Here is a 24,919-nt window from a genome sequence, read left to right on the forward strand (position 1 = left end):
CACCGCGTCCGTCGCGGTGGCGCCCCGGTCGGGACCGGCGGTCAGAGTAGCCAGCGGTGGCGGCTGACGAACGGCAGTCGCGCCCACGCCTTGCCCAGCCCCCAGGTGGCGCCGGCGCCCGCGGCCGCCAGCGCGATGAGGACGACGGCGTAGATGAGGTGGTAGTCGGCGAACGGATTGGTGGACATGCTCGCCGAGCCGTCGGAAAGGTGCTTGGCCGGAGGCCACTCCGCGATCCACATCAGCGCCATCATCGCGGTGCCGGCGACGGCGGCGAGCCGCAACCCGATGCCCGCGACCAGAGCGAGGCCGATACCGAGCAGGCCGAGCATGAACAGCCAGTCGGCCCAGGCCTCCCCGGCCCAGCCGTGGAAGGTCGACTCCATCGGTCCGACGGCGACACCGCTGAGGAAGCCCTTGGTCGGCGAGCCGCCGTCGATCCAGCCCCTGCCGGACGGGGTGGCGTAGCCGAAGCCGAAGGTCTTGTCCAGGAACGCCCACAGGAAGACGAATCCGGTCAGCAGACGCAGGCCGGCGAAGACATACGCGGTGGCCGCCGTAGTCGAGGCGGTCACGGCGTCGCCGGGTGCCTGAGCGGCACGGGCCCCGCGCAGCGACCGGAAGTGGAACCCTGCGTGCCGGTGGGGGTGCTCGTGAACCGCCATCTCACTCATCCCTTCCAGAGGGCTCTGTACGGAACCTCGGTGGCTCCGTCACGCCTTCACTGTCCCGCTCTTCCAGGGGAGCTCCGATGGGCCCCAGGACCCGGACCTGGGGCCGAACGTCCCTGGTTACCGACAGGTCCCGTCGGGCCAGACCCACACCAGCCTCGTACGAGAAGCCCTCGGCGGCCTCCCCCAGAGGAGTGCTCCGCCGGCCGCGATCCGGTCCCTGTTCTCCTCAGACACGCGAACCGTTGGCCTGTCCGGCCGGGACGATGAGGACAGGGCAGTGGGAGTGATGCAGCAGGGTGTGGGTGACCAGCCCCAGGTGCACCCCGTGCCGATCAGGGTTGCGGTGTGCGGCGATGACGACGACGTCGGCCTCGCGGGTGGCTTCCAGCAGTGCCTGCGCCGGCCCGGTACGAACCGTGCGGGTCGCAACGCCGACCTGCGGATACCGCTCCTCCAGCTCGGCCAGGGTGAAGCGGGGCACCGCCTCCTCGCTCAGGGTGCGTCGGGCGTCCTCCTGCCGGCCCGGGCTCGTCGCGGGCACCAGGGACGGCAGTTCGGGGGTGACATGCCTCTGTGCCCAAGCGTGCAGGACGTTCAGCCGCGCACCACGACGCTCCGCATCCGCGAAGGCGAACGCCGCCGCGTCGGCATCGGCGTCGCTCGCGATGCCGAGCAGCACCGTGCCGAACCCCCGGGACGGCTGGTCGCCCCGTACGACGAGCAAAGGACTGCGGGTTCGGGCGCAAAGGCGCAGACTCACCGAACCGAAAAGCCTGCCGGTCAGGCCTCCGAACCCGCGGGTTCCGACCACGGTGAGATCGGCGTCCTGCCCTTCGCGCAGCAGCGCGTGCGCTGCGCCTCCCTCGACGGCCGCAGCCACGACCGGCACACCGGGACGCCGAGCGCGCACCCGCGAGGCGGCCGAGGCCAGGACGGGCCCGGCCTCGTCCCGGTCGGGCACGGCGTACACGATCCGCAGCGCGGCGCCGCGGCGCTCCGCCTCTTCTGCGGCTCGGTCCAGCGCCCAGGTGGCGGCAAGGGATCCGTCGACTCCGACGGTCACATGACGAGTAGTCATCTCTTCTTCGCTCCTCTGCTCTGTTGTTCCTTGGCCGACCCGATGTCAAAGCGCCCGCAGGCCCTGCTCCCGGAACTGCTCGCGCACCCGCTCGGTGAGCTCCGGGTCCGGGGCGGGGGTGTCGCGCAGCGGGAAGGGAATCCCGAGGGCGTCGTACTTGTGGGCGCCGAGCTTGTGGAACGGCAGGACGTCCACGCGGTCGACGCTGCCGAGGCCGGCGGCGAAGCGGGCGAGGCCGTCGACGGCCTCCGGGTCGTCGGTCCAGCCCGGAACCAGGACATAGCGGATCCACATCGGGATGCCGAGCCGATCCAGGCGCGTGGCGAAGTTCAGCGTCGGCGTGAGTTCACCGCCAGTCAGCTTCCGGTACGTGTTGACCTCGAAGGACTTGATGTCCAGGAGCACCAGGTCTGTGTCGGCGAGGAGTTCGTCGGTGGCGCGGATGCCCAGGAAGCCGGAGGTGTCGAGCGCCGTGTGCAGTCCGGCCTCCTTGCAGCGGCGCAGGACCGCGGCCGTGAAAGTGGGCTGGAGCAGCGCCTCGCCGCCTGTGAGGGTCACCCCTCCCCCGGCCACGGTGACGAAGCCCCGATACTTCTCGATCTCCGCCATCACCTCATCGACGGTGACTTCCCGCCCGTCGCGCATGTGCCAGGTGTCCGGGTTGGCGCAGTACAGGCAGCGCAGCGGGCAACCGCTGACGAAAAGCACGAACCGGGTCCCGGGACCGTCCACACCGGTGGACAGGTCCCAGGAGTGGATCCGGCCGGCCGTCAGGGCCTTCAGCACGGCCTCCGTCATGACAGCCTCCGTCACAGCGATCCATGGAAGGTGCGGCTGATCACGTCGAGCTGCTGCTCACGGGTCAGGCGGACGAAGTTGACGGCGTACCCGGAGACCCGGATCGTCAACTCCGGGTACTTCTCCGGGTGTTCCATCGCGTCCTCCAGCACGGCCCGGTTCAGCACGTTGACGTTCATGTGGAAGCCACCGGAGGCCATGTACGCGTCGACGATGCCCACCAAGTGACCCGCACGCTCCTCGGGGAAGTGCCCCAGACCCTCCGGTGTGATCGTGGTCGTCAGCGAGATGCCGTCGCGGGCCTGCTCGTACGGCAGCTTGGCGACCGACAGCGCTGAGGCGGCCACTCCGTGCCGGTCGCGGCCGTTCATCGGGTTGGCACCGGGCGCGAAGGGCTGGCCGGCTCGGCGGCCGTCGGGGGTGTTGCCGGTGTGCTTGCCGTAGACCACGTTCGAGGTGATGGTCAGCACCGACTGAGTGTGCTCGGCGTCCCGGTAGGTGGGGTGCTTGCGTACCTTCGCCATGAACGATTCCACCAGGTCGACGGCGAGCATGTCGGCTCGATCGTCGTTGTTCCCGTACGCCGGGAACTCGCCCTCCGTCTTGAAGTCGACGGCCAGTCCGGTCGCGTCCCGGATGACCTTCACCCGCGCGTACTTCACGGCTGACAGACTGTCCGCGGCGACCGACAGCCCCGCGATGCCGCACGCCATGAAGCGGTGCACGGGGTGATCGTGCAGGGCCATCTCGATGCGCTCGTAGGCGTACTTGTCGTGCATGTAGTGGATGACGTTGAGCGTGTTGACGTACGTCTCGGCCAGCCAGTCCAGCGTGCGGTCGTACGCCGCGAGAAGCTCCTCGTAGTCCAGGTACTCGCCCACCAGAGGGGCCGTCTGCGGGGTGATCTGGTCGCCGGTCATCTCGTCGCGGCCGCCGTTGACCGCGTACAGCAGCGCCTTGGCGAGGTTGACCCGGGCGCCGAAGAACTGCATCTGCTTCCCCACCGCCATCGCGGAGACGCAGCAGGCGATCGCGGTGTCGTCGCCGGTGCGCGGCCGCATCAGGTCGTCGGACTCGTACTGCACGGCGCTCGTGTCGATGGAGACCTGCGCGCAGAACTCCTTGAAACCTGCCGGCAGTCGGGGCGACCACAGGACGGTCAGGTTCGGCTCGGGCGCCGGCCCCAGGTTGTACAGGGTCTGCAGGAAGCGGAAGGACGTGCGGGTGACCAGCGGTCGGCCGTCGGTGCCGATACCACCGATGGACTCGGTCACCCAGGTCGGGTCGCCGGAGAAGAGGGCGTCGTACTCGGGGGTGCGCAGGAACCGTACGATCCGCAGCTTGATCACGAAATCGTCGACGAGCTCCTGGGCGCGGGTCTCGTCGATGATGCCCTCGGCCAGATCGCGCTGCAGGTAGACGTCGAGGAAGGTGGAGGTGCGGCCCAGCGACATCGCGGCGCCGTTCTGTTCCTTCACGGCGGCGAGGTAGCCGAGGTACAGCCACTGCACGGCCTCGTGCGCGGTGGCGGCGGGCCGGGAGACGTCGCGGCCGTAGCTCGCCGCCATCCGCGTCAGCTCGCCCAACGCCCGTACCTGCTCGGCGAGTTCCTCACGCTCGCGGATGGCATCGGGGGTGGAGGGCCGCGCGTCCAGGAGGGCGCGTTCGGCGCGCTTGGCCGCGATGAGCCGGTCCGTGCCGTACAGCGCCACCCGACGGTAGTCGCCGATGATCCGGCCGCGGCCGTACGCGTCGGGCAGCCCGGTGATGATGCCTGCCTTGCGGGCGGCGCGCATCTCGGCGGTGTAGGCGTCGAAGACGCCGTCGTTGTGGGTCTTGCGGTAGGTGCCGAAGACCTTCGTCACGAACGGGTCGGGCTCGTAGCCGTACGCCCTGAGTCCGTTCTCCACCATCCGCAGGCCGCCGTTGGGCATGATGGCGCGCTTGAGCGGGGCGTCGGTCTGCAGGCCGACGATCAGTTCCCGTTCGGGGTCGATGTAGCCGGGCGCGTGCGAGGTGATCGTCGATGGGATCGCGGTGTCGACGTCGAGGACGCCCTTCGCTCGCTCCTCCGGGAACAGCGCGCTGACCTTCTCCCACACGGCGAGGGTGCGGTCCGTGGGACCGGTCAGGAATGTCGCGTCGCCTTCGTACGGCGTGTAGTTGGCCTGGATGAAGTCGCGTACGTCGATGCGGTCGCGCCAGAGTGTCCCGGCGAAGCCGCTCCATGCCTCGGCCCTTCGGTTGCCAGCTGTCACCGTTGCGGTCATCGCCGGTCTCTCCCTCTCTCAGCGCATGAACATCTGCGTTCTTGATGCTCGTCGTCTGCCATGGCCCACGAGGAGGGCCTGTCGGAGCACCCGGAGGCCGCCACCCGTCCCTCCCGCTCCGGGCCGTTCGGTCCCGTCGGGCCGGGTCGTGCCTACCTCCGGCGGGACTTGGGGAACGTCGTGGTGGACGATCTCGTACGCCCCGTCGAGGGCGCCGATCGCGGCCAGGCCGCCCGTGCGTTCCACGAACCGGGCGGCGGCCTCGGCCTTGGGCCCCATAGAGCCGTCCGGGAAGCCTCCGTGGCGCAGGTCGGCGGGGTGGCGTCCAGCCGCGCCAGTGGCCGGGCAGCGCGCTGCGCACAGTCCCGACGATCTCGTCGTCGGCTCAGTGACGGACCAGAGTCCGGTCGGGTCGGTGGGACACCTCGACGGTCCGCGGGCCCGCCGACCGATGACGCATGCCGCGCCGTCGCGCCCGCAGCACCAGCGCGTCGAGCGCGGCGCTGAGCACGAAGGTGACCGCGGTGGATATCCCCAGGAGGACGGCGAACAGCCTCCAGAACTCCGGGGTCAGTGACGTACCCACGATCGACACCCCTTCCGTCGGGTTGTTTCCCGTCCTCATCAAATCTCCGGGGCCCGTTCCGGCGCAGGGTGCCGAACGGCTCTTACGTGGTACCGGGAGGCCCGGTCTTCGGGCCGGGTGGCCCATGGTCCGCGCCAGGGCACAGGGCGACGCTGAACGTGACAGATTCGTACGCCCATACCGGAGGCATGTCATGAACGCTCCCTCCACGCCCAGCATGCTCCGGGCGCTGCCCGCCCAGCACCGGCAGCGGCTGATGCGCACCGCCCGAGAGGTGTCGTTCCCCCAGGGCACCCGCCTCTTCGAGGAAGGGTGCCGCGCCGACCGGTTCTGGATCATCCGTACCGGCACCGTCGCCCTCGACATGCGTGTGCCCGGTCAACGCGCAGCCGTCATCGAGACCCTCGGACACAACGAACTCATCGGCTGGTCCTGGCTGTTCGCCCCGCACAGCTGGCACCTGGGCGCGGAGGCAACCAGCCCGGTGCGCGCCTACGAGTTCGACGCCACCGCCGTCCGCTCGATGTGCCAGGACGACCCCGCGCTCGGCATGGCCGTCGCCCAGTGGGTCGGCGACATCCTCGCCCACCGCCTGCGCTCGGCCCGCACACGGCTCCTGGACCTGTACGCCCCTTACGGCAGCGGCAGCCTCCTGTGACCACCCCACGGACTGAAACGACAACAACCTGGGAGGCACCGATGCACGGCACCCCGCACATCGTCAGCGACGTGATGACCCACACCGTCGCCGCCATCGGGCGCGGCGCCACCTTCAAGGAGATCGTGCGGATGATGCACGACTGGAAGGTCAGCGCCCTGCCCGTCCTGGAGGGCGAGGGCCGCGTCGTCGGGGTCGTCTCCGAGGCCGACCTGCTGCCCAAGGAGGAGTTCCGCGACAGCGACCCCGACCGGCACACTCAGCTGCGGCGCCTGGCCGACCTCGCGAAGGCCGGCGCGGTGACCGCCGGGGAGCTGATGACCTCTCCGGCCCTCACCGTCCGCGCGGACGCGACGCTCTCCCATGCCGCGCGGACGCTGGCTCACGCCAAGGTCAAACGGCTTCCGGTAGTCGACGAACTGGGCATGCTGCAGGGGATCGTCAGCCGTGCCGACCTGCTCAAGGTATTCCTGCGTGACGACGAGGAGATCGCCGAGGAGGTTCGCCGGGAAGTGGTGTCGTATCTCTTCCCCGCGCCGACGTCGGCCGTACGCGTGGCGGTGCGAGACGGAGTCGTGAAGCTCGGCGGCCGCGTCCGGGACACATCCCTGGTCCCTGTGGCCGCACGTCTGGTACGAGCCGTCGAGGGCGTCGTGGACGTCGAGTTCGACCTCTCCGGAAACGGCCGCTCCCCCGAGTCGACCAGTGCCCCAACGGGTCACAACGAGAACGCCGCGTCGTCATGACCCACCACGGATGAACGAGCGTCAGCAGATCGCGTCGCGGACCGACTAGGCCCCACTCGTGGCCCAAGCTCGGCGGCTCGCCTCTCATTCCGCGGACGGATCGCGTTCCCAACGGCCCGGCACACCGGACTGCCGGATGCACCTGACCTGTCGCCACGCCCCCCCAACGCTCGCACCTCAGGCCGGCTCGGGTCGGACCAGGGTGTTGTCGCCGGTGCGGCCGGCGAAGTAGTCCTCGACATTGCGGACGGTGGTCTCGGCGATCTGCTCCACGGCGTCCCGGGTGAAGTACGCCTGGTGCGAGGTGACCAGCACGTTGTTGAACGTCATCAGCCGGGCAAGCCGTTCGTCGGTCATCACCTCCAGCGACTTGTCAAGGAAGAACAGCCCGGCCTCCTCCTCGTACACATCCAGACCGACACCGCTCAGCCGCCCCGCGCGCAGGGTTTCCAGCAAAGCGTCGGTGTCGACCAGACCGCCGCGGCTGGAGTTGACCAGGATCGCGTCGTCCTTCATCAGTGCCAGCGCTTCGGCGTCAACCAGGTGGTGGGTGTTCGGCAGCAGCGGCACATGCAGACTCACAAGGTCCGCCTCGCCGAACAGCCGCTCGGGTGCGACGTACTCCATGCCGAGGGCCAGGCAGTCGGGGTTCTCGGTGATGTCCCAGCCCAGCAGTCGCATGCCGAAGCCGTGGGCGATCCGGGCGAACGCGGTCCCGATCTTGCCGGTGCCCACCACCCCAGCCGTCCGGCCGTGCAGGTCGCGGCCCATCAACCCGTCGAGCCGGAAGTCGAACTCCCGCGTGCGGTGCGCGGCCCGGACGATCCGGCGGTCGACGGCGAGCGCGAGCGCCCAGGCGAACTCGGCGACCGAATACGGGGAGTAGTACGACACCCGGGCCACCGTCAGCCCCAGCTCCTGGGCCACCGTGAGGTCGATGTTGTTGAAGCCGGTGGCCCGTTGGGCGATCATCCGCGTGCCACCCTGGGCCAGCGAGCGCAGCACCTCGGCGTCCAGCGTGTCGTTGACACTGCAGAGCACGACCTCGTGGCTGTCGGCGGTCGGTGCGGTGTCCCGGTTCAGGAACAGCCCCAAGCAGCGCAGCTCATGACCGCTTCCGAACGCCCGATCGAACGCCTCTCGCAGCAGCGGTTCCTCGTCCGCCTGGACGCCGTACGCGACGATCTCCACGTGCTTTCCTCCCATGGGGACGGGTGCTCATCTCTCCACCGTAGGACCACGCCGATGAAGCGACAGGCACGACGAGACGGGTCCGGCCGCTAGCCCCTCTGGAGCACACCAGGCCTCGAAGGGAGCGCTCGCCCAAGGCAGTGCAAGCTTGCTTCGATCGTGAGAAGTGCCCCTGCGGGTGGATCAGCTCCTTCCTGGGGCCGCGGCCCCGAGCTCTGCCGAGATGCGGGCGGCCCATTCCTCGATGGCGGTGAAGTCGCGGAAGTCCCCGCCCTTTCCGTTGCGGAGGATCATCCGCGCGACCCATCCCTTCGCGCCCTCCTCCAGGCAGCCTCCGAAGGTGACGTGCTCCTTGGCGTCGAGCCTGTCCATGGCCTTCTTCACGCCGGGTACGGGCGGGATGTCCCGCTCAGAGGCCGACGGGTCGAGCGGGCCGCTGCTGAACAGCCACAGCGGGCGTTCGGCGAGTTCGTGGCGGTGGCGGCGGACGAAGCGGCGGGCGTCCTTGTGCCAGCGCCCGGCGTACAGTCCGCCTCCGACCACCACTGCGTCGTACGACGCCACGCTCTCCACGGCCTGCGCCGGGAGTGCCTCGGCCGTGAGTCCCTCCTTGCTCAGGACCTCCGCAATCGCTTCCGCTATCTGCGCGGTCGATCCGTTCGTCGTTCCGTAGGCGACCAGCACGCTGTCGGGCATGGTGGTCCACCTCCTCTCAGAAGCCGTTGTCAGATCCTTCGCAGCCAGTCACCGGCAACGCCGTGCAGCGCCGGTTCGTCAGCCGGGAGACGTGAGTCGTCCAGCCGGTAGGTGAGCCGGTCGACCACCGCGACGACGCCATCGATCTGGCGGGTCATGGAGACGGCGATCTCCGTCTCGCTCTTGCGCTCCATGTGGCCGGCAAGCGTGACCACGCCCTCCACCACGGAGACGTCGACGGTCCGCGGTGCCAGCCACAACGAGCCCACCAGCACCTCCTCGATCACCTCCTGACGGATCTCCTTGTCCGGACGCAGGAAGACCTGAAGCAGGTCCCGCCGGGTGACGATGCCGACCAGCCGGTCCTCCTCGTCCACCACAGGCAGTCGCTCCACGCACCGCTGGGCCATCGTGCGGGCGGCCTCGACGATGATGTCGTCGGCGTGCGCGGTGACGGGCGGCTGCGTCATCAGCCGGCCGGCGGTGCGGGCGTGCGCCTTCGCGGCCCGCCGTCTGCCGCTCCGCGTCAGCCCGACGAACCGGAAGCGACGCTTCGGTTCGAACGGGTCGGGGGTGTCCGCCTGCCGCAGCATCAGGTCCGTTTCGGAGATGACGCCGATGACCTTCCCGTCATCGTCGACCACCGGCAGTCCGCTGATCCGGTGGTCGGCCAGCAGCCGGACCACCTCCTTGAACGGGGTGCCGTACTCGGCGCGGACGACATCCACTGTCATCACGGAGCCCACGTTGTTGTGCTTCATGGCTGTTTTCCCTTCTCAGCGGAGTCGACGCAGATACGGGTCCTGGGACCTGCGCGGCAGCAGGCGCACGCGTGCGTCGAGCACGCTGATTCCGCCCGGTGTCGCGAGTACGGGGTTGAAGTCGGCCTCGGCGAGCTGCGGCAGGTCGGCCGCCATCCGGGACAGCCGCAGCAGCAGCTGCTCCAGGCCTTCCAGATCGACCGGCCCGCCGCCGCGCGCCCCGAACAGCAGCGGAGCGCAGCGCGGGGCGGTGATCAGGTCGTGCACGTCGTGGTCGGTGAGTGGGGCGAGCCGGGCGGCGTGGTCGCGCAGAACCTCGGTCGCGGTGCCGCCGAGCCCGAACAGGACGAGCGGGCCGAAGACCTCGTCCTGGACCACACCGGCGAGCAGCTCTGTGCCGCGGGGTGCGAGCGGCTGGACAACCACTCCGGTCAGCAGTCCGTCGAAGCGGGTCTCGAAGTCCCGGAAGGCTTCCCGTACTTGGGCGTCGCCCTGGAGGTCGAGATGGACGGCGTGCTGCTCGCTCTTGTGCAGCAGCCCCGGCCAATGCGCCTTCATCACGACCCGGCCATCGGGGCCGCGCAGCCGTTCGGCGGCGATGACGGCCTCGTCCTCGTTCTCTGCCCAGGCCCACGGGAGCTGTGGGATGCCGTAGCAGGCGAGGAGGTCGGCGCAGGTGCGCGGGTCGAGCCAGCCGCCGTCCGGGTGCGCGGTCAGGAACGTCTCGGCGACCTCCTGGGCGCGTACCGTGTCGGCCCCGTCGAGGTCCGGCATCGTCCCAGCCGGCCGGGCGAGCCAGGCGGCACGGTGGGCGGCGTGGGCCAGCGCCTGTGCCGCCGCCTGGGGTTCGGCGTACGAGGGGATGGTGCCACCGTCGGTGACGGGCAGCAGCCTGACCGGCAGGTCCTGTTCCAGCCGCACCGCGAGGACCGGCTTCGCCCGATGCGCGGGGGCATCGGTGAGGGCCCGGACGAGGTCGTCGCCGGTCGCCCGGGCCACCGCGGTGGGGACCAGGGCCAGCAGTACGGCGTCGACGCCCGGGTGCCGCATGAGGACGTCCACGCAGTCCCTGAGCTGATCCTCAGCGACAGCGGCGGTGGCGTCCACCGGGTTGCCGACCGCCGCACCGTCGGGGAGTACGGCGAGCAGGTCGTCGATCATCTCCGGCGTGAACGGCGGGAGGGCGAGCCCGGCCTCCGCGCAGGCATCGGCGGCCAGGACGCCCGCGCCGCCCGCGTTGGTGACGATCGCGACGCGGGATCCGGTCGGGAGCGGCTGGGAGTGCATCAGGGCGGCGGTTTCGAGGAGTTCGCCGACCGAGCGGGTGGCGGTTATGCCGGCCTGGGTGAACAGGGCCTGGCGGGTCATCGTGGGTGTGGCGGAGGCCGCGGTGTGCGAGGCGGCGGCGCGGCGGCCCACGTCGGTGCGGCCCGCGTCCACGGTGAGCACCGGCATGCGGCGGGTCACCCGCCGGGCGGTGCGGGAGAAGGCGCGCGGGTTCCCGAAGGACTCCAGGTGCAGCAGAGCGAGGCCGGTGCGGCCATCGCTCTCCCACCACTGGAGCATGTCGTTACCGCTGACGTCGTACTTGTCGCCCAGGGAGGCAAAGGACGACACGCCGATGCCGAGCCGGGACAGCCCGTCAAGCAGGGCGATGCCGACGCCGCCGGACTGCACCGCGACACCTGCCGTGCCGGGGCGGGGGTGTTCGGCGGCGAAGGTGGCGTCGAGGCGGAGTTCGGAGTCGGTGTTGGTGATACCGAGGCAGTTGGGTCCGACGAGGCGCATACCGTGCGTGCGGCAGGCCGCCATCAATGCCTCCGCCTCGCTGCTGTCGAGGCCCGCGGAGAGGACGAGGAGGGCCCGTACGCCGGCCTTGCCGCACTCCACCGCGGTCTCCGCGACCGCGGCGGCGGGAACCGCGACGACCACGAGGTCGGGTGTTCTCGGCAGCGCGCTGACCGACGGGTAGGAGGGCACGCCCAGGATCGAGGAGGCGCCGCCGTTCACCGCGAACAGCCGCCCGGTGAAACCCCCTGTGCGCAGATGGTGCAACACAGCCCGCCCCACGGATCCGGGCTTGCGCCCCGCACCCACGACAGCGACAGCCTCCGGCAGCAGCAGCGGTTCCAGGCTGGCGACATTGGCGGCCCGGCCACGGGCCTCCACGGCCGTCAGGTAGGTGTCGTCCTCCCCGAGATCGACGGCGCATCGCACCTCGGGACCCTCGAAGTGGCGGGTCGTCCGCAGGCCCAGGTCGGCGAAGAGCTGGAGGATCTCGTGGTTCTCGCTGAGCGCGTCCGCGGTGAACGTGGTGATGCCCTCCGCGCGCGCCGCCGAGACCAGGTGCTCCACGAGGAGCGTGCCGACGCCTCGGTGGTGCAGTCCGTCGGCGACGGCGATGGAGATATCGGCAGCCTCACCCTCACCGCCGGTGTTGTACTCGGCCAGTCCGATCACCTGGCCCTTCATCTCGGCCAGCAGGGCCCGATAGCCCGGGCGCGGTGGTGCACAGGCCCGCTCGGCGGCCAGTGCGGCGGAGCGCCGGCTCGCCGCGAAGAACCGCAGCCGCAGGTTCTCCGGGGACATCTCCTCGTACAGCCCCTGCACCTGGTCGTGGTCACCCGGTGCCACGGGACGGACGCACACAGTGCTGCCGTCCGTGAGCAGGGCGTGGACCATGGGTCGGCTGAGTGTGTCGTCCGTCGTCACGGGTCTCCTCCAAGCCTTGTGATGCTTCGAGCATCCAGCGGATGGAAGAGCGGTCCCATGGGCTGACCGGGTGCGAGCACAGGGCCGGTCGGCCCTATGTCCTGTGTCCTGGTGCTTGTCCTGAACACGCAGGGCTCCCCCTGTGAGCGCGGTGGCAAGCCACCGGCTACGCGCGACCGCCGCGCGATCTGCGGACATACGTCCCCGATCACGCGGCGGGCCACTGGGCCGGTCGTCGTATCAACTCCGCTGCGGCACGACGGCGATGGGGCAGGCGGAGTGGTGCAGCACCGTGTGGGCGACGCGGCCGAGCTGGAGTCCGAAGTGCCCCTCCTGGCGCCGGGACCCGACGACGAGGAGATCGGCGGTGGCCGACGCATCGAGCAGCACCTTGCGTGCGGGCCCCTCGGCGGTGCGCCGGTGCACCTTCACGGACGGGTGCTCCGCGGCAACCTCGTTCAGCGCGGCCTCCAGCGCCTCGGCGGCCCGCCGCTCGTGGAGGTGGGCGGGTTCTCCCACCAGCAGGGGGTGGTCCGTGGTCTCGTGCGCGGGGCACTGCCAGGCCCGTACGGCTTCGAGGACGGCTCCCCGTCGCTCCGCCTCCTGGAAGGCGAAGCTCACGGCCGCCGAGCTGCGCGCAACGTCGCCGACGCCGAGCACGATGCGCCCGTGGTGCGTCACGGACTGCGCGCGCTCGTCCTGGCGGCCCCGCAGCACGATCACCGGGCAGGTGGCATGGGCGGCCACGGTCAGGCTCACGGAACCGAGCAGCAACTCGGCGATGCCGCCGCGCCCCCGTGTGCCCAGGACCAGTGCGGAGGCGTGTCGTCCCTCCCGCACCAGGGCGTACTCCGGCTCGTCAGGTACCACCTCGGTGGACACCTTCAGGTCCGGTTGGCGGCCGCGCGCCCGCCGGGCGGCGCTGTCGACGATGCCGTAGGCCGGCGCCTCCTCGGATGGTTTGCCGAGGTCCTCGGCCGACGCGGCGCCTTCGTACCGCTCCCACAGCGAGGCATGCACCAGCCGCAGCGGCACCCCGCGCAGGGCGGCCTCTTCCGCCGCCCAGTCGACGGCCCGCAGGCTCGGCTCCGAGCCGTCGGCACCCACGACCAGGGGAAGCTCCATGATTCGTTCCCTCCTCGAGATGCGCTCGTCGAGTCAGCCGTGCGCGACGACGGCGACGGGGGCGGTGGAGTGGTGCAGCACGGCGTGTGTGACGGGCCCGATGTGCGCGCCCAGGGGCGAGCGGCGGATACGACGGCCCACGACGACCAGGGAGGCCTCGCGGGAGGCGTCGACCAGGTGGTTGGCCGGGCTGCCGGAGCGCGACTGCTCGACGACCTCGACCGCCGGGAACTTCTGCCGCCAGGGACGCAGTACCTCGGCCAACGCGGCGGTGTCCTGCCTGCCCAGCTCGGCCTCGAACTCGGAGTCGGCCGGCAGGCCGTAGGGGAAGTACGGCGGCGGGTTCCAGCCGTGCACGACCAGCAGGGCCGTCTCCCGCCGCAGCGCGGCGTCGAAGGCGAACTCGATCACCGCGTCGTGCGGATTGTCGGTGTCGAGTCCGAGGACGACGGGCCGGAACGGGGCCGCGGCGGAGGGGATTCCGGCCGGGTCCATCGCGTGCTCGTCCGTGGCCTGCTCCCCGGCACGGACCAGGACCACCGGCTGTCCGGCGTGGGCGACGACCATCTGGCCGACGGAGCCCACCAGGAAGCCGCCGATTCCGCTCAGACCGCGGGAGCCGAGGACCAGCAGTTCGGCGTCCTTCGCCACGCGCGGCAGCACCTCACCGGGCCGTCCGCTGATCTGTTCCACGGTCACGTCCACGCCGGGGTGACGCAGCCTGAGTCCTTCGGCCGCCTCCCGGGGGATGCGCTCGCTCCAGTGCTGCTGCGTCTCGGCGCCGAGGAGCGGCGCCTGGGCGATGGGCTCGGGCACGGGCTCCCAGACGTGGACGAGCTTCAGGGGCAGGCCGCGCAGCTTCGCCTCGCGGGCCGCCCACTCAGCGGCGGCCCGGCTCTCGGCCGAGCCGTCGAAGCCTGCGACAACGGTGTGGACCATGGTTCCGCCTCCTGAATGGGGATGTGATTCCAGCGTCGTGGTAGGGGAGTTCGTGGTGCAGGGGCCGCAAGTCCCCGTCTGGGGCCGAACGGCCCTGGGGGCCTGCAGGCGCGGCATGGGTTGTGCTCGGCATCTCGCGCGTGTTCTTCCCTTCGGTGGATCCTGAGCTCCACTCGGTGAAGGGGGGGCTCATGGTCCAGAGCTCGGGCGGGCACTTTCCGGGGTGGCGCCAACTGGTCCCCGGGCTCGGCACGCTCCTCGGCTATCGGCGCTCGTGGCTGAGGGGCGACGTTCTGGCGGGGATGACGGTCGCCGCGTACCTCGTGCCCCAGGTGATGGCGTACGCGGGGGTGGCCGGTCTGCCCCCGGTCGCCGGGCTGTGGGCGATCCTGCCCGCGCTCGTCCTGTACGCCCTGCTCGGTTCATCCCGGCTGCTCTCGGTAGGTCCGGAGTCGACGACCGCGCTGATGACGGCGACGGTGGTCGGTCCCCTCGCCGCCGGAGACCCGGACCGGTACGCGACGCTGGCGGCCACACTCGCGATCGCGGTCGGCCTGCTGTGCGTGGCGGCCTGGGCGGCACGGCTCGGATTCATCGCGGATCTGCTGTCCCGGCCGGTGCTGATCGGCTATCTGGCGGGCGTGGCGCTGATCATGACGGTGGACCAGTTGCCCAAGCTCACCGGCGTCGACGCCACGGGATCGGCGTTCTTCCCGCAGCTGTGGTCCTTCGTCCGGAACCTGCCGGGTGCCCATCCGGCCACCGTCGTCTTCTCCGCCGTAGCGCTGGCCTTCCTCTTCGCCGCCCGGTACGTCCGCGCCGTCCCCGGCCCGCTACTGGCCGTGGTGCTCGCGACGACGGTTGTAGCGGCCTTCGGACTCGACGACCGGCACGGCATCGAGGTGATCGGCGACGTCCCGGCCGGTCTGCCGGGGCTCGCGCTGCCGGACCTGACCGAGCTGCCGCACCTGCTGCTGCCCGCGCTGGGCGTCGTCCTCGTCGGCTACACCGACTTCATCCTCACCGCTCGCGCCTTCGCCGACCGTGACACAGGCACGAGCGCGCTGGACGCCAATCAGGAGTTCCTCGCGCTGGGCGCCGCAAACCTCGGGGCGGGCGCGGTCCACGGCTTCCCGGTGAGCAGCAGCGCCAGCCGCACCGCGCTGGCCTCCTCGGCGGGCGCCCGCAGCCAGGCGTACTCGCTCATCGCCGGCGCGGCCGTCCTGGCCGTGCTGCTCTTCCTCAGCCCGCTGCTGTCCCGCACCCCCTCGGCCGTGCTGGGCGCGCTCGTCGTCTACGCGGCCACCCGCATGATCGACCTGGCGGGCTTCCGGCGCCTGGCGTCGTTCCGCCGCAGGGAGCTGCTGCTGGCGCTCGGCTGCCTCACCGGGGTACTCGTCCTGGACATCCTGTACGGGGTGCTGGTCGCCGTCGGCCTGTCCATCGCGGAGTTGCTGACCCGGGTGGCCCGCCCGCACGACGCCGTCGAGGGGCTGGTGCCCGGTGTGGCCGGCATGCACGACATCGACGACTACCCCGAGGCCCGTACGATCCCCGGCCTGCTGGTCTACCGCTACGACTCCCCGCTGTTCTTCGCCAACGCGGAGGACTTCCGGAACCGGGCGCTGACCGCGGTGGACGAACAGGAGGGCCCCGTACGTTGGTTCGTCCTCAACACCGAGGCCAACGTGGAGGTCGACATCACCGCCCTCGACGCCGTCGACGCTCTCCGCCGCGAACTCACCGCCCTCGACGCCGTCGACGCTCTCCGCCGCGAACTCACCGACCGCGGCGTCGTCTTCGCCCTCGCCCGAGTCAAGCAGGACCTGCTGGACGACCTGGAGGCCTACGGCCTCGCGGCAGCCGTCGGCACCGAGCGGATCTTTCCCACCCTGCCGACGGCCGTGGCCGCGTACCGGGAGTGGTACCTCGATCAATAGACGCCCGTCCGTACGTCATGAGCTCCTCGCAAGAACGTCAGTCCGGGTCGGACCGTCACACGCAAAGGAGGCGTGCTGAGGGCTTCGTCCCTCGCGGCGCCGAGCCTGGGAGAACAGGGCCAGGGGGGAGATCGTTACCGCGTCCGTCCGGCCCGGTTCGAGTAGGCCCGTGAGGGCCGATGCGCCCCATTCGATGGGGCCGTTGGTCCCTTCTTCGCCCGGTGCTCCGAAACGACGGCGAAACGCGGGGCCGGTGCCTGGCACACAGAAGACCGCCGCGCTCGGTTCGACCCGCCCGGTGCTGGTCCTGCACGCCGACCACTCCCCCGCCGAACACGCCCTGCGCACCGAGACCCACGAGCGCGTCGAGCAACTGCTGAGCGCGCGAGCCGTCTTCTGGTACGAGAACCCCGGCCCGGAGGAACCCGACGCGCGCGCCGGCCGGATGAACCTCACCGGGATCGAATTGCCCTACGACGCCACGGTGTTCCTCTGTGGCCCACTGCCGTTCATGCGGGATGTGCGCGGACAGCTCCTGCGCGCCGGCGTTCCGGCACGACGCATCCGGTACGAGGTCTTCGGCCCCGACCTGTGGCTGCCCGACTCCACGGTCTGAACCACACCGACCATTCTGACGACACCCGAAGGGGCCCCTGTGACCAGCGACAACACCCAAGCCGTGTCCACCGTGCGGCTGCGCTCCAACGGCGCCGTGGATGAGAACACCATGACGTACGCCCGCACGAAGATCGACGTCGTCGTGAGCCGGCCGGGGATGCCCTCCCTCACCGGAGAGGTCCGGATCACCAGGGCGGCCGCCCACACCGGGCACAAGGGCAAGGGTCGCCGGGCAGCGGGGTCCTGCCCGCGGGCACGCGGACGGCGTGGCAGGCCATTGCGTGGGCCATCCGGCCCACGCAGGCGACCAATGGCCCCCTGACGGTTTCCACCAGCGCGGGAAAGGGTGGATGCGTGGTTCCCAACAGGTGGGCGAGAACGAGGAGTTGTCTGATGGCGAAGGCGTACCTGGTGGGCAGCGGCATCGCGGCGCTCGCCGCGGCCACGTTCCTGATCCGTGACGGCGGCTTCGACGGAGCGGACATCCACCTCTTCGAGGAGCAGCGGCGGATCGGCGGAAGTCTGGACGCGGACGGCACGGCGGACGCCGGTTACACCATGCGCGGCGGGAGGATTTTCGAGGCCGAGTACCGCTGCACGTACAACCTGCTCTCCGGCATCCCGACCCTCGACGACCCTTCGGTATCGGTGACCGAGGAAATCCTCGCCGGACACGAGGACTTCGCCTGGGACGACATCGCACGTCTCGTCGACGGAGAGGGACAGATCGTCGACACGCGCTCGATGGGGTTCTCGGAGCTCGATCGGCTGGAGCTGGTCCGGTGCGTCGCGACCCCCGAGGGACACCTGGATGGCAGGCGAATCAGCGACTGTTTCGGCGAGCACTTCTTCACCACGACCTTCTGGTTCCTGTGGTGCACGACGTTCGCCTTCCAACCCTGGCACAGCGCGATCGAGTTCCGCCGCTACCTCAGGCGCTTCATCCATCTCCTCCCCGAGTTCTCCTCCCTGTCGGGCACCTACGGGACCCGCTACAACCAGTACGACTCCATCGTGCGGCCCCTGACCGCCTGGCTCCGTGAACGCGGGGTCACCGTCCACACCCGATGCCACGTCACCGACCTCGGGTTCGCTCCGGGACACCGAAGCACCAGGGTCGACCGCATCCACCTGTCCCGCGGCGGCCGCAACGAGCAGATCGACGTGGCCCCCGAGGACCTGGTCCTGGTCACCAACGGCTCAATGACCGACGCCTCCAGCCTCGGCTCGCACACCTCCGCACCACGCCCGCATCCCCACCGCTCGGATGCCTGGCTGCTCTGGCACCGGCTGTCCAGGGGACGCGACGACTTCGGCGACCCGGCAGTCTTCGACAAGCACGTCAAACAGTCTCGCTGGGAGTCGTTCACCGTCACCACCAAGGACCCGGCGTTCCTCGACACGCTGGCGGAGTTCAGCGGCCGCAAGACAGGAAAGGGCGGCCTGATGACCTTCACCGACTCCAACTGGCTGCTCACCATCGTCGCGGGCCGCCAGCCCGTTTTCCGCGACCAGCCCGAGGAAGTCTCGGTCTGGTGGGGCTACGGCCTGTTCCCCGGCCGCGCGGGCAACCACACGCCCAAGCCGATGACGATGTGCACCGGCCGGGAGATACTCGAAGAGGTCCTGCACCACCTGCCGTTCGACGAAACGCAGGCGGCTCGTGTCCTGGAGACCTCCACCGTCGTGCCCTGCCTGATGCCGTACATCACCAGCCCGTTCCTGGCCCGCCGCCGCGACGACCGCCCCCACGTCGTACCCAAGGGATCAGCCAACCTCGCCTTCATCGGGCAGTTCGCCGAGGTGCCCGACGATGTCGCCTTCACTGTCGAGTACTCGGTGCGAACTGCATGGACGGCGGTGACCGAACTCCTGAAGCTCGACAAGCGGCCGCCCGCGGTCTACAAGGGCCACCACGACCCCCACGTACTGGCCGCTGCCCTGGAGATCATGCACCGCCGGTAGCCGGGTGGCACGTTGCCGACAACGGCGAGCGACGTGGTCCAGGGCCACCTCCGGTGAAACCCCCGACCTCTCATTCGTGGGGCACGACCGCCACGGGGCAGCCCACGTGATGGATGACCGCGTGGGTGACCGGGCCAGTGCGCGGGACCACCGGACGCTCGGCCAGCCGGTGGCCGACGACCAGCAGGCTCGCCGACGAGGCCGCCCGCACCAGCGCGGTCTGGGCCCTTCCTTCCGTCACGGTCTCCAGGACCTCGACATCGGGGTACTTCTCCCGCCACACCTGCAGGACCGCGGACAGGAACCCCTGCCACTCCTCCGCCCGCTGCGGATCGTTCACGAGAGCGATGTCGCCGGGCCCGAGGCTGATCGCGGAGGGCGCCTGCCAGGCGTGCACGACCCGCAGCCGCGCTCCCCTCAGCCTGGCGGCCTCGAAGGCGAACTCGATCACCTCGTCGCACGGATCACCGACGTCGAGGCCCAGCACCACATCCCGATACCCGGTACGGGTGGAGGCGCTGCCGTCGGCCGCCGGGACGTGCTCGTCCTCGGCCTGCTCCCCCGCCCGTACGAGGACGACGGGCCGGGTGGCCTTCGCGACCACCCCCAGGGCGACCGAGCCCACCAGGAAGCCGGTGAACCCGCTCAGCCCGCGCGAGCCCAGCACCAGCAACTCGGCCCGCTCGGCCGCCCTGAGCAGAGCCTCGGTTGCCGGTCCCTCGACCTGCTCGTCACGCAGCCGTACGCCCTGGGCGGCGCCGCCGCGGACACGGTCCTCCGCCTGGCGCAGGGCACGCCGTCCCAAAGACCGCTGAGCGGCCTTTCCGGGCTCCCCCTCGCCCTGGCGGGGATGCCAGTTCCACGCGTGCACCAGCCTGAGGGGCCGCTCCCGGCGCGCCGCCTCACGCGCCGCCCACTCGGCGGCGGCCAGGCTCTCGGCGGATCCATCGACTCCGGCAACAACGGACGGCAGCATGACACGTACCTCCAACCTTCGATTGACTCCCCACTACCAGCGTTGCGCCGTTGTGAGCCGGTGGGGAGGGGCTGCCAGGTCCTCACCGAGGACCGTTCGGCCCATGCTCATGCGGGCCGTGACCGAGTCCGTCCGACGTCGAGGTCGGCGGTGTGCGGCGGCGACCGTCACAGTGAGGCCAGCGATTGCCGTGTCGGCGACGTCCACGAGGCGGCCGCACACGGCGACGCAGCCCGCGAGGCGTGGACGCACGCGCTGTCTCTGGCCCACCGGCTCGGACTCCCGGACTCCGACCCGCTGCGTGATTGGTTCAGGTGCTCGACTGAGCACAGGACCATTCGGGCATGATGGGACGCACGCCAAGTGCAGTGAGGGGAACAGGGATGGACCAGGGCGCACGCGAGACGCGGGATCAGTCGGCCTTCGCTCCGGCGACGCCGCAGCTGCGCCTGGATGCGCTGTTGGAGGACCTGCAGGAACAGGTGCAGAGGGTGCGCGACACCCAGAACCGCGTGCACACCCTCCTGGACGCGGTCCTGTCCATCGGAAGCAACCTGGACCTGGACGTGGTGCTGCACCGGATCGTCGAGTCCGCGGTCCAGCTGGTCGACTGTCGCTACGGCGCGCTCGGGATCCTCAACGACGAGGGCGGCATCAAGCAGTTCATCACCGTGGGTGTGGACGAGGAGACCATCGCTCGTATCGGCCACTATCCGCGGGGCGAGGGCATCCTCGGCCTGCTCATCCGTGAGCCCCGCCCGCTGCGGCTGACAGCGCTGAACGAGCACCCCGACTCCGTAGGCTTCCCGCCCGGACATCCCCCGATGACCACGTTCCTCGGAACTCCGGTCCAGGTCCGCGACCGTACCTTCGGCAATCTGTACCTGACGGAGAAGAACGGCGGAGAACAGTTCGACGCCGAGGACGAAGCGGTGCTGCGCACCCTCGGCGCGGCCGCCGGCGTGGCGATCGACAACGCCCGGCTCTACGACGACGCCCGCCGCCGGGAGCGCTGGCTGACCGCGAGCAGCGAGCTGACCCGCACTCTGTTGTCGGGCGCCGACCCCACCGAAGCCCTGCACTCCTTCACCACCACCGTCCGTGACCTGTCCGACGCGGACCTGGTGACGCTGGCGGTGCCCGTGGGCGACACCGGCAACCTGGTCATCGAGGCCGCCGACGGAACCGACGCCGGCCAGGTACGGGGACTGGCCCTGCCCGACAGCACCAGCCTGGCCGCAAAGGTGTTCAGCTCCGGCGAGACGATCGTCAGCGAGTCCCTCAGCCAGGACCCGCGCGCCGAGTCCGGGAGCGCCGCCGTGCTGGACCTGGGTCCTGCGTTCCTGATCCCGCTGGGCACGCGCGAGCGGGTCCGCGGCGTCCTGCAGGTCGCGAACCGGCAAGGCGGCCCCGCCCTCACCGATGCCACCGTCAAGATGATCACAGGGTTCGCCGACCATGCCGCACTCGCCCTGGAGATCGCCGAACACCGCCGCGACTCCGAGCAGTTGCTCGTCCTCAACGACCGTGACCGCATCGCCCGCGATCTGCACGACCTGGCCATCCAGCGCCTGTTCGCCAGCGGGCTCAGCCTGCAGTCGGTCCTCAACCGTGTCGGGGACCGGCCCGAGGTCGCCGAGCGCGTCCAGCGGGTGGTGAACGACCTCGACGACACGATCAAGGTGGTGCGGTCCACCATCTACGCCCTGCGGGAGAGTGACCGCTCCGACGCCGTCGGCCTGCGCGCCCGGCTCGTGGCCGAGGTGGGCCAGGCGGCGGAGACGCTCGGTTTCACTCCCGCCCTGCGCATGAGTGGTCTGCTGGACACCGATGTCCCAGAGGACCACCGCGAGCAGTTGCTCGCGGTGCTGCGTGAGGCGCTGTCCAATGCCGCCCGGCACGCCCACGCCACCGCCGTGGAGGTCACCGCCGAAGCCACCGACGCGGCTCTGCGGCTACGCGTGGCGGACAACGGCCGCGGTGTCGACCCCGCCACCACCCGCCGCAGCGGTCTGGCCAACATCCGCACCCGCGCCGAAAACCTCGGCGGCACCTTCACCTTGACGCCCAATCAGCCAGCCGGCACCACCCTGGAATGGACAGTGCCGCTGCACAGCGACGCAGTCTGAGTGCCGGGCAGGGTGTCCTGCCGGTGCACCTTTTGCAGCAGCAGGACGATCACCTGGCACGATGGCGTCCCGTCCGCCGCACACAGACCCGGAAAATGTCCGAGAACTGACAACGCTGAGCGGTACTTTGAAGGTTCATGGTGGACCGGTGTGGCGTAGGTCCCGTGGGGTCCGGTGGCCGCTTCGTTGCAGGGGGCAGCCGGCCGGCTGCCCCGCTATGGCAGCGCTCAAGGGAGAGGGGCCAGGCGACGATGCAGGCATCAGAGGTCAAGCGTGCGGTGGCCGCGGCCATGTCGACCGCCTCATCACTTGACCTGACCGTCGATGACGTGATCATTCTTCATGACTCGAACAAGCTCACTCTGCGTCTGCTGCCTTGTGACGTCCTGGCCCGGGTGGCACCTGTAGCGCATCAGGTCGCACAGTTCGAAGTCGAGCTTGCTCAGCGGCTCGCCGAATCCGGGTGCCCTGTGGCTGCTCTCGAGCCTCGGGTGGAGCCACGCGTCCATGAGCGTGATGGATTCGTGGTCACGCTATGGACCTACTACGAACCCGTGACACCTCGAGAGGTCTCACCAGCCGACTACGCCAACGCGCTCGAGCGGCTGCATTCCGGCATGCGCAAGCTCGATGTCCCGACGCCGCACTTCACGGATCGAGTCGAGCAGGCTCAACAACTCGTGGCGAACCGCGACCACACTCCGGCGCTCGCCGAAGCGGACCGGGAGCTGCTCAGTGACACGTTACGAAGCCTGAGACGAGTGATCGGCGAGCGCGGCGGCGCCGAGCAGCTGCTGCACGGCGAGCCGCACCCGGGCAACGTGCTCACCACGAAGAACGGGCTGCTGTTCATAGACCTTGAGACGTGTTGCCGTGGGCCCGTCGAATTCGACCTCGCCCATGCGCCCGAAGAAGTCAGCGAGCACTACCCGGGTGTCGATCAAGACTTGCTGCGCGAGTGCCGGATCCTCGTGCTGGCGATGATCACAACGTGGCGCTGGGAGCGAGGCGACCAGCTCCCGAACGGGCGCCGGCTCGGCAAAGAGTGGCTCAGCCAGATCCGAGCAGCACTCGATCATTAACGGCCTGGATAGCCATGGCTGATCGCGGACCTTCGAGGTCGTAGCCGGTCGGCTGTTGATGTCGGGATCTACCGTGATCCTGGCCTTGGCCGGTCGTGGGCGAGATCCAGTCGCACATGGCGACGGCTCGATTACCGATTCGGACTCCGTCGAGACAAGGCGAACGTTGCCGGTCGCGGCACGTGCCGCTGCAGTCCGCGACGCGCCGCCGCCGGGAAGGCGGTACTGGAGGCGTGGCCGCTGCTATCGGTCCTGGTGGGTCCCGGGGCCGGGGGGCGGGGTGCGTACGGCGAGAAGCGCGATGTCGTCGTGGCCGTCGCTGGGGTGCTGGTCCGCCAGAGTGCGGCACAGCGCGTCGAGGGGCAGCCGGGCGTGGCCGGCGGCGGTGGCGGCGAGCGCGCCCAGGCCGGCGTCCAGTGGGTGCCCGGGGTGTTCGACGAGGCCGTCGGTGTACAGCAGCACCGTGTCTCCGGGCGCGAGCGCATGCATGTGGTCGGGGCGCGGCAGGCGGGCGTCGACGCCCAGCGGCACGCCGGGCTCGGCCTGCAGGTAGCGGGTGCCGCCGTCGGAGCCGACGACCAGGGGCGGTAGGTGGCCGGCCGTCGACCAGTGCAGGCGCCAGCCATCGCCGTCGGGTTCGATGCGGGCCAGGCAGGCGGTGGTGACGGGGGCGTCCGTGATGGCGTTCAGAGTGTCGTCGAGCCGGTCCAGGACCAGGCTCGGCGGGGTGCGCCGGTCGTAGAGCAGGGCGCGCAGCATGTTGCGGGTCTGAGCCATGGCGGCGGCCGCGGTCAGGTCGTGGCCCACCACGTCCCCGATGATCGCGGCGCACGCGCCGTCCGGGAGCAGCAGGGCGTCGTACCAGTCGCCGCCCAGATGGTGGCCGGGGGCGGTGGCCGCCCGATACACCGCGGCCCCGGTGAACGGCGTCAGGTCGGGCAGGGTGGGCAGCAGCAGGCGCTGGAACTGCTCGGCGGAGGTGCGTACCTGCTGGTAGAGGCGGGCGTTCTCGATGGCGATGCCGGCGGCTCCGGCCAGCGCGAGCACTACGGCCGCGTCCTGTTCGTCGAACGGTTCGCCGTCGCGCCGGTCGGCGAGGTACAGGTTTCCGTAAATGCGCCCGTGCACGCCGATCGCCACCCCGAGCAGGGTGCGCATCGGCGGATGCCCCGCAGGGAAGCCGGCCGCGTCCGCGTGGTGCGGCACATCGTCCACACGCAGCGGTTCGTGCTGCTCGATCATGCGCCCGAGCAGGCCGCGGCCGTGCGGGGGGTCGACTCCGGCCAGGTCCTGGCGCTCGGTGTCGCTCAGGCCGAGCGGGATGAACTCCTCAAGGCCGGCCCGGTTCTCCTTCAGCACTGTCAGGGCGCCGTAGCGGGCGTTCACCAGGTGCATCGCGGCGCTCACAATCTGCCGCAGCACCACTGGCAACTCCAGCTCCCGGCTGACCGCGAGCACCGCATCCAGTAGCGCCTGCATTCGCCCTTGAGCTCGGGTGAGTTGTCTGAACTGCTCAGCGATGCTGCGCAGGTCCGCATCCCAGACCGGCCCCGGCGCCTTGATCGGGCGCCGACGCTCGATCCCCTCGTCGCCGTCCACCGGCACCTCACCCCTTCCGGGACACACATCAGGTACCGCGGCCGGAAGCGGCCACACCGCACACCCTAGAACAGGCGTCGCCCGCCCACGCGCCGAGCGAACCGGCGACCAGGAACGTCAGCCTGTCGTCCCGCGGCGCGGCCTGCGAACGGTTGTGGTGCGGCGACATCCGTGCCGCACCGGGCGCTCGTGTGGCCAGGGACGCCCTCGACGTCCGGGTGGAGGCGCAAGCGCATGGTCCTACCCCGCGTCGGAGCCCATGCCCGGCCTCCGGGCGCCGGCGCCCCGTCGCAGGGCGAAGAGCAGGTCGTGCTGGCGCTGATCTTCCACGGCCCCGCCGACAACAGGCTGTACTGCCTGCGTCACAGCCCTGGCG

At 70.4% G+C, this 24,919-nt stretch carries 21 protein-coding genes and 1 pseudogene; 8 read left to right on the forward strand and 14 right to left on the reverse strand.

Annotated elements, in window-relative coordinates:
• Positions 1 to 41: 41 nt before the first annotated feature.
• The 6 genes and pseudogenes from FGD71_RS34230 to FGD71_RS34255 all read right to left on the reverse strand — a co-directional run bounded on the left by FGD71_RS34230 (position 42) and on the right by FGD71_RS34255 (position 5,406).
• Positions 42 to 665 (reverse strand): DoxX family membrane protein, encoded by a 624-nt coding sequence (locus FGD71_RS34230; RefSeq protein ID WP_119104477.1) that lies wholly within the window; start codon positions 663 to 665, stop codon positions 42 to 44.
• Between the two features lie 235 nt (positions 666 to 900).
• Complete coding sequence (locus tag FGD71_RS34235; protein ID WP_181359326.1) at positions 901 to 1,752, reverse strand: universal stress protein; 852 nt, start codon at positions 1,750 to 1,752, stop codon at positions 901 to 903.
• A 45-nt stretch (positions 1,753 to 1,797) separates the two neighbouring features.
• Entirely contained in the window at positions 1,798 to 2,550 is a 753-nt protein-coding gene (gene pflA / locus FGD71_RS34240; protein WP_119104479.1) for a pyruvate formate-lyase-activating protein, read from the reverse strand.
• Positions 2,551 to 2,561: 11 nt separating this feature from the next.
• Positions 2,562 to 4,820, reverse strand: a complete 2,259-nt coding sequence (gene pflB / locus FGD71_RS34245; RefSeq protein ID WP_119104480.1) for a formate C-acetyltransferase — start codon at positions 4,818 to 4,820, stop codon at positions 2,562 to 2,564.
• Between the two features lie 183 nt (positions 4,821 to 5,003).
• Positions 5,004 to 5,138, reverse strand: a pseudogene (locus FGD71_RS34250) (carbamate kinase); the annotation flags it as partial.
• A gap of 67 nt (positions 5,139 to 5,205) precedes the next feature.
• Positions 5,206 to 5,406 (reverse strand): hypothetical protein, encoded by a 201-nt coding sequence (locus FGD71_RS34255; protein WP_119104567.1) that lies wholly within the window; start codon positions 5,404 to 5,406, stop codon positions 5,206 to 5,208.
• 193 nt (positions 5,407 to 5,599) lie between these two features.
• On the opposite strand from FGD71_RS34255, the gene FGD71_RS34260 reads away from it, so the two are divergent.
• Both FGD71_RS34260 and FGD71_RS34265 read left to right on the forward strand, forming a co-directional pair.
• A complete protein-coding gene (locus FGD71_RS34260; protein ID WP_119104481.1) occupies positions 5,600 to 6,064 on the forward strand; it encodes a Crp/Fnr family transcriptional regulator in 465 nt (154 codons plus the stop codon).
• Between the two features lie 41 nt (positions 6,065 to 6,105).
• Entirely contained in the window at positions 6,106 to 6,810 is a 705-nt protein-coding gene (locus tag FGD71_RS34265) for a CBS domain-containing protein (protein ID WP_119104482.1), read from the forward strand.
• 177 nt (positions 6,811 to 6,987) lie between these two features.
• Here FGD71_RS34265 and FGD71_RS34270 read toward each other — a convergent pair whose 3' ends face one another.
• From FGD71_RS34270 to FGD71_RS34295, 6 genes are all read right to left on the reverse strand, one after another.
• The gene (locus FGD71_RS34270) at positions 6,988 to 8,001 is read right to left on the reverse strand and encodes a 2-hydroxyacid dehydrogenase (RefSeq protein ID WP_119104568.1); all 1,014 of its coding nucleotides are present in this window, start codon (positions 7,999 to 8,001) and stop codon (positions 6,988 to 6,990) included.
• Between the two features lie 183 nt (positions 8,002 to 8,184).
• The gene (locus FGD71_RS34275; protein ID WP_119104483.1) at positions 8,185 to 8,697 is read right to left on the reverse strand and encodes a flavodoxin domain-containing protein; all 513 of its coding nucleotides are present in this window, start codon (positions 8,695 to 8,697) and stop codon (positions 8,185 to 8,187) included.
• A gap of 29 nt (positions 8,698 to 8,726) precedes the next feature.
• Complete coding sequence (locus FGD71_RS34280) at positions 8,727 to 9,458, reverse strand: CBS domain-containing protein (protein ID WP_119104484.1); 732 nt, start codon at positions 9,456 to 9,458, stop codon at positions 8,727 to 8,729.
• 15 nt (positions 9,459 to 9,473) lie between these two features.
• Positions 9,474 to 12,140 carry a bifunctional acetate--CoA ligase family protein/GNAT family N-acetyltransferase gene (locus FGD71_RS34285; protein ID WP_119104569.1) on the reverse strand — a complete coding sequence of 889 codons (2,667 nt, stop codon included), beginning with the start codon at positions 12,138 to 12,140 and terminating at the stop codon, positions 9,474 to 9,476.
• A 270-nt stretch (positions 12,141 to 12,410) separates the two neighbouring features.
• Entirely contained in the window at positions 12,411 to 13,295 is an 885-nt protein-coding gene (locus FGD71_RS34290; RefSeq protein ID WP_119104485.1) for a universal stress protein, read from the reverse strand.
• Positions 13,296 to 13,328: 33 nt separating this feature from the next.
• On the reverse strand, positions 13,329 to 14,234 hold the full coding sequence (locus tag FGD71_RS34295) for a universal stress protein (RefSeq protein ID WP_119104486.1): 906 nt from the start codon (positions 14,232 to 14,234) through the stop codon (positions 13,329 to 13,331).
• Positions 14,235 to 14,425: 191 nt separating this feature from the next.
• Between FGD71_RS34295 and FGD71_RS34300 the strand changes: the two genes are divergently transcribed.
• From FGD71_RS34300 to FGD71_RS34315, 4 genes are all read left to right on the forward strand, one after another.
• Entirely contained in the window at positions 14,426 to 16,174 is a 1,749-nt protein-coding gene (locus FGD71_RS34300; protein WP_119104570.1) for a SulP family inorganic anion transporter, read from the forward strand.
• 253 nt (positions 16,175 to 16,427) lie between these two features.
• Positions 16,428 to 16,790 (forward strand): ferredoxin reductase domain-containing protein, encoded by a 363-nt coding sequence (locus FGD71_RS34305; protein WP_338120098.1) that lies wholly within the window; start codon positions 16,428 to 16,430, stop codon positions 16,788 to 16,790.
• A gap of 39 nt (positions 16,791 to 16,829) precedes the next feature.
• Positions 16,830 to 17,114: a hypothetical protein gene (locus FGD71_RS34310; RefSeq protein ID WP_119104487.1), complete on the forward strand. Its 285-nt coding sequence runs from the start codon at positions 16,830 to 16,832 to the stop codon at positions 17,112 to 17,114.
• A gap of 71 nt (positions 17,115 to 17,185) precedes the next feature.
• Complete coding sequence (locus FGD71_RS34315; RefSeq protein ID WP_119104488.1) at positions 17,186 to 18,757, forward strand: oleate hydratase; 1,572 nt, start codon at positions 17,186 to 17,188, stop codon at positions 18,755 to 18,757.
• A 70-nt stretch (positions 18,758 to 18,827) separates the two neighbouring features.
• Here the strand turns inward: FGD71_RS34315 and FGD71_RS34320 are convergent, their stop codons facing one another.
• The gene (locus FGD71_RS34320; RefSeq protein WP_119104571.1) at positions 18,828 to 19,733 is read right to left on the reverse strand and encodes a universal stress protein; all 906 of its coding nucleotides are present in this window, start codon (positions 19,731 to 19,733) and stop codon (positions 18,828 to 18,830) included.
• A gap of 383 nt (positions 19,734 to 20,116) precedes the next feature.
• Here FGD71_RS34320 and FGD71_RS34325 point away from each other — a divergent pair, with 383 nt between their 5' ends.
• Both FGD71_RS34325 and FGD71_RS34330 read left to right on the forward strand, forming a co-directional pair.
• A complete protein-coding gene (locus FGD71_RS34325) occupies positions 20,117 to 21,862 on the forward strand; it encodes a GAF domain-containing sensor histidine kinase (protein ID WP_119104489.1) in 1,746 nt (581 codons plus the stop codon).
• Positions 21,863 to 22,113: 251 nt separating this feature from the next.
• The gene (locus FGD71_RS34330) at positions 22,114 to 22,944 is read left to right on the forward strand and encodes a phosphotransferase enzyme family protein (RefSeq protein WP_119104490.1); all 831 of its coding nucleotides are present in this window, start codon (positions 22,114 to 22,116) and stop codon (positions 22,942 to 22,944) included.
• A gap of 243 nt (positions 22,945 to 23,187) precedes the next feature.
• Here the strand turns inward: FGD71_RS34330 and FGD71_RS34335 are convergent, their stop codons facing one another.
• Positions 23,188 to 24,549, reverse strand: a complete 1,362-nt coding sequence (locus FGD71_RS34335) for a PP2C family protein-serine/threonine phosphatase (RefSeq protein ID WP_420878374.1) — start codon at positions 24,547 to 24,549, stop codon at positions 23,188 to 23,190.
• Positions 24,550 to 24,919: the final 370 nt, after the last annotated feature.

It is taken from the genome of Streptomyces sporangiiformans, from assembly GCF_005768555.2.
GTDB lineage: Bacteria > Actinomycetota > Actinomycetes > Streptomycetales > Streptomycetaceae > Streptomyces > Streptomyces sporangiiformans.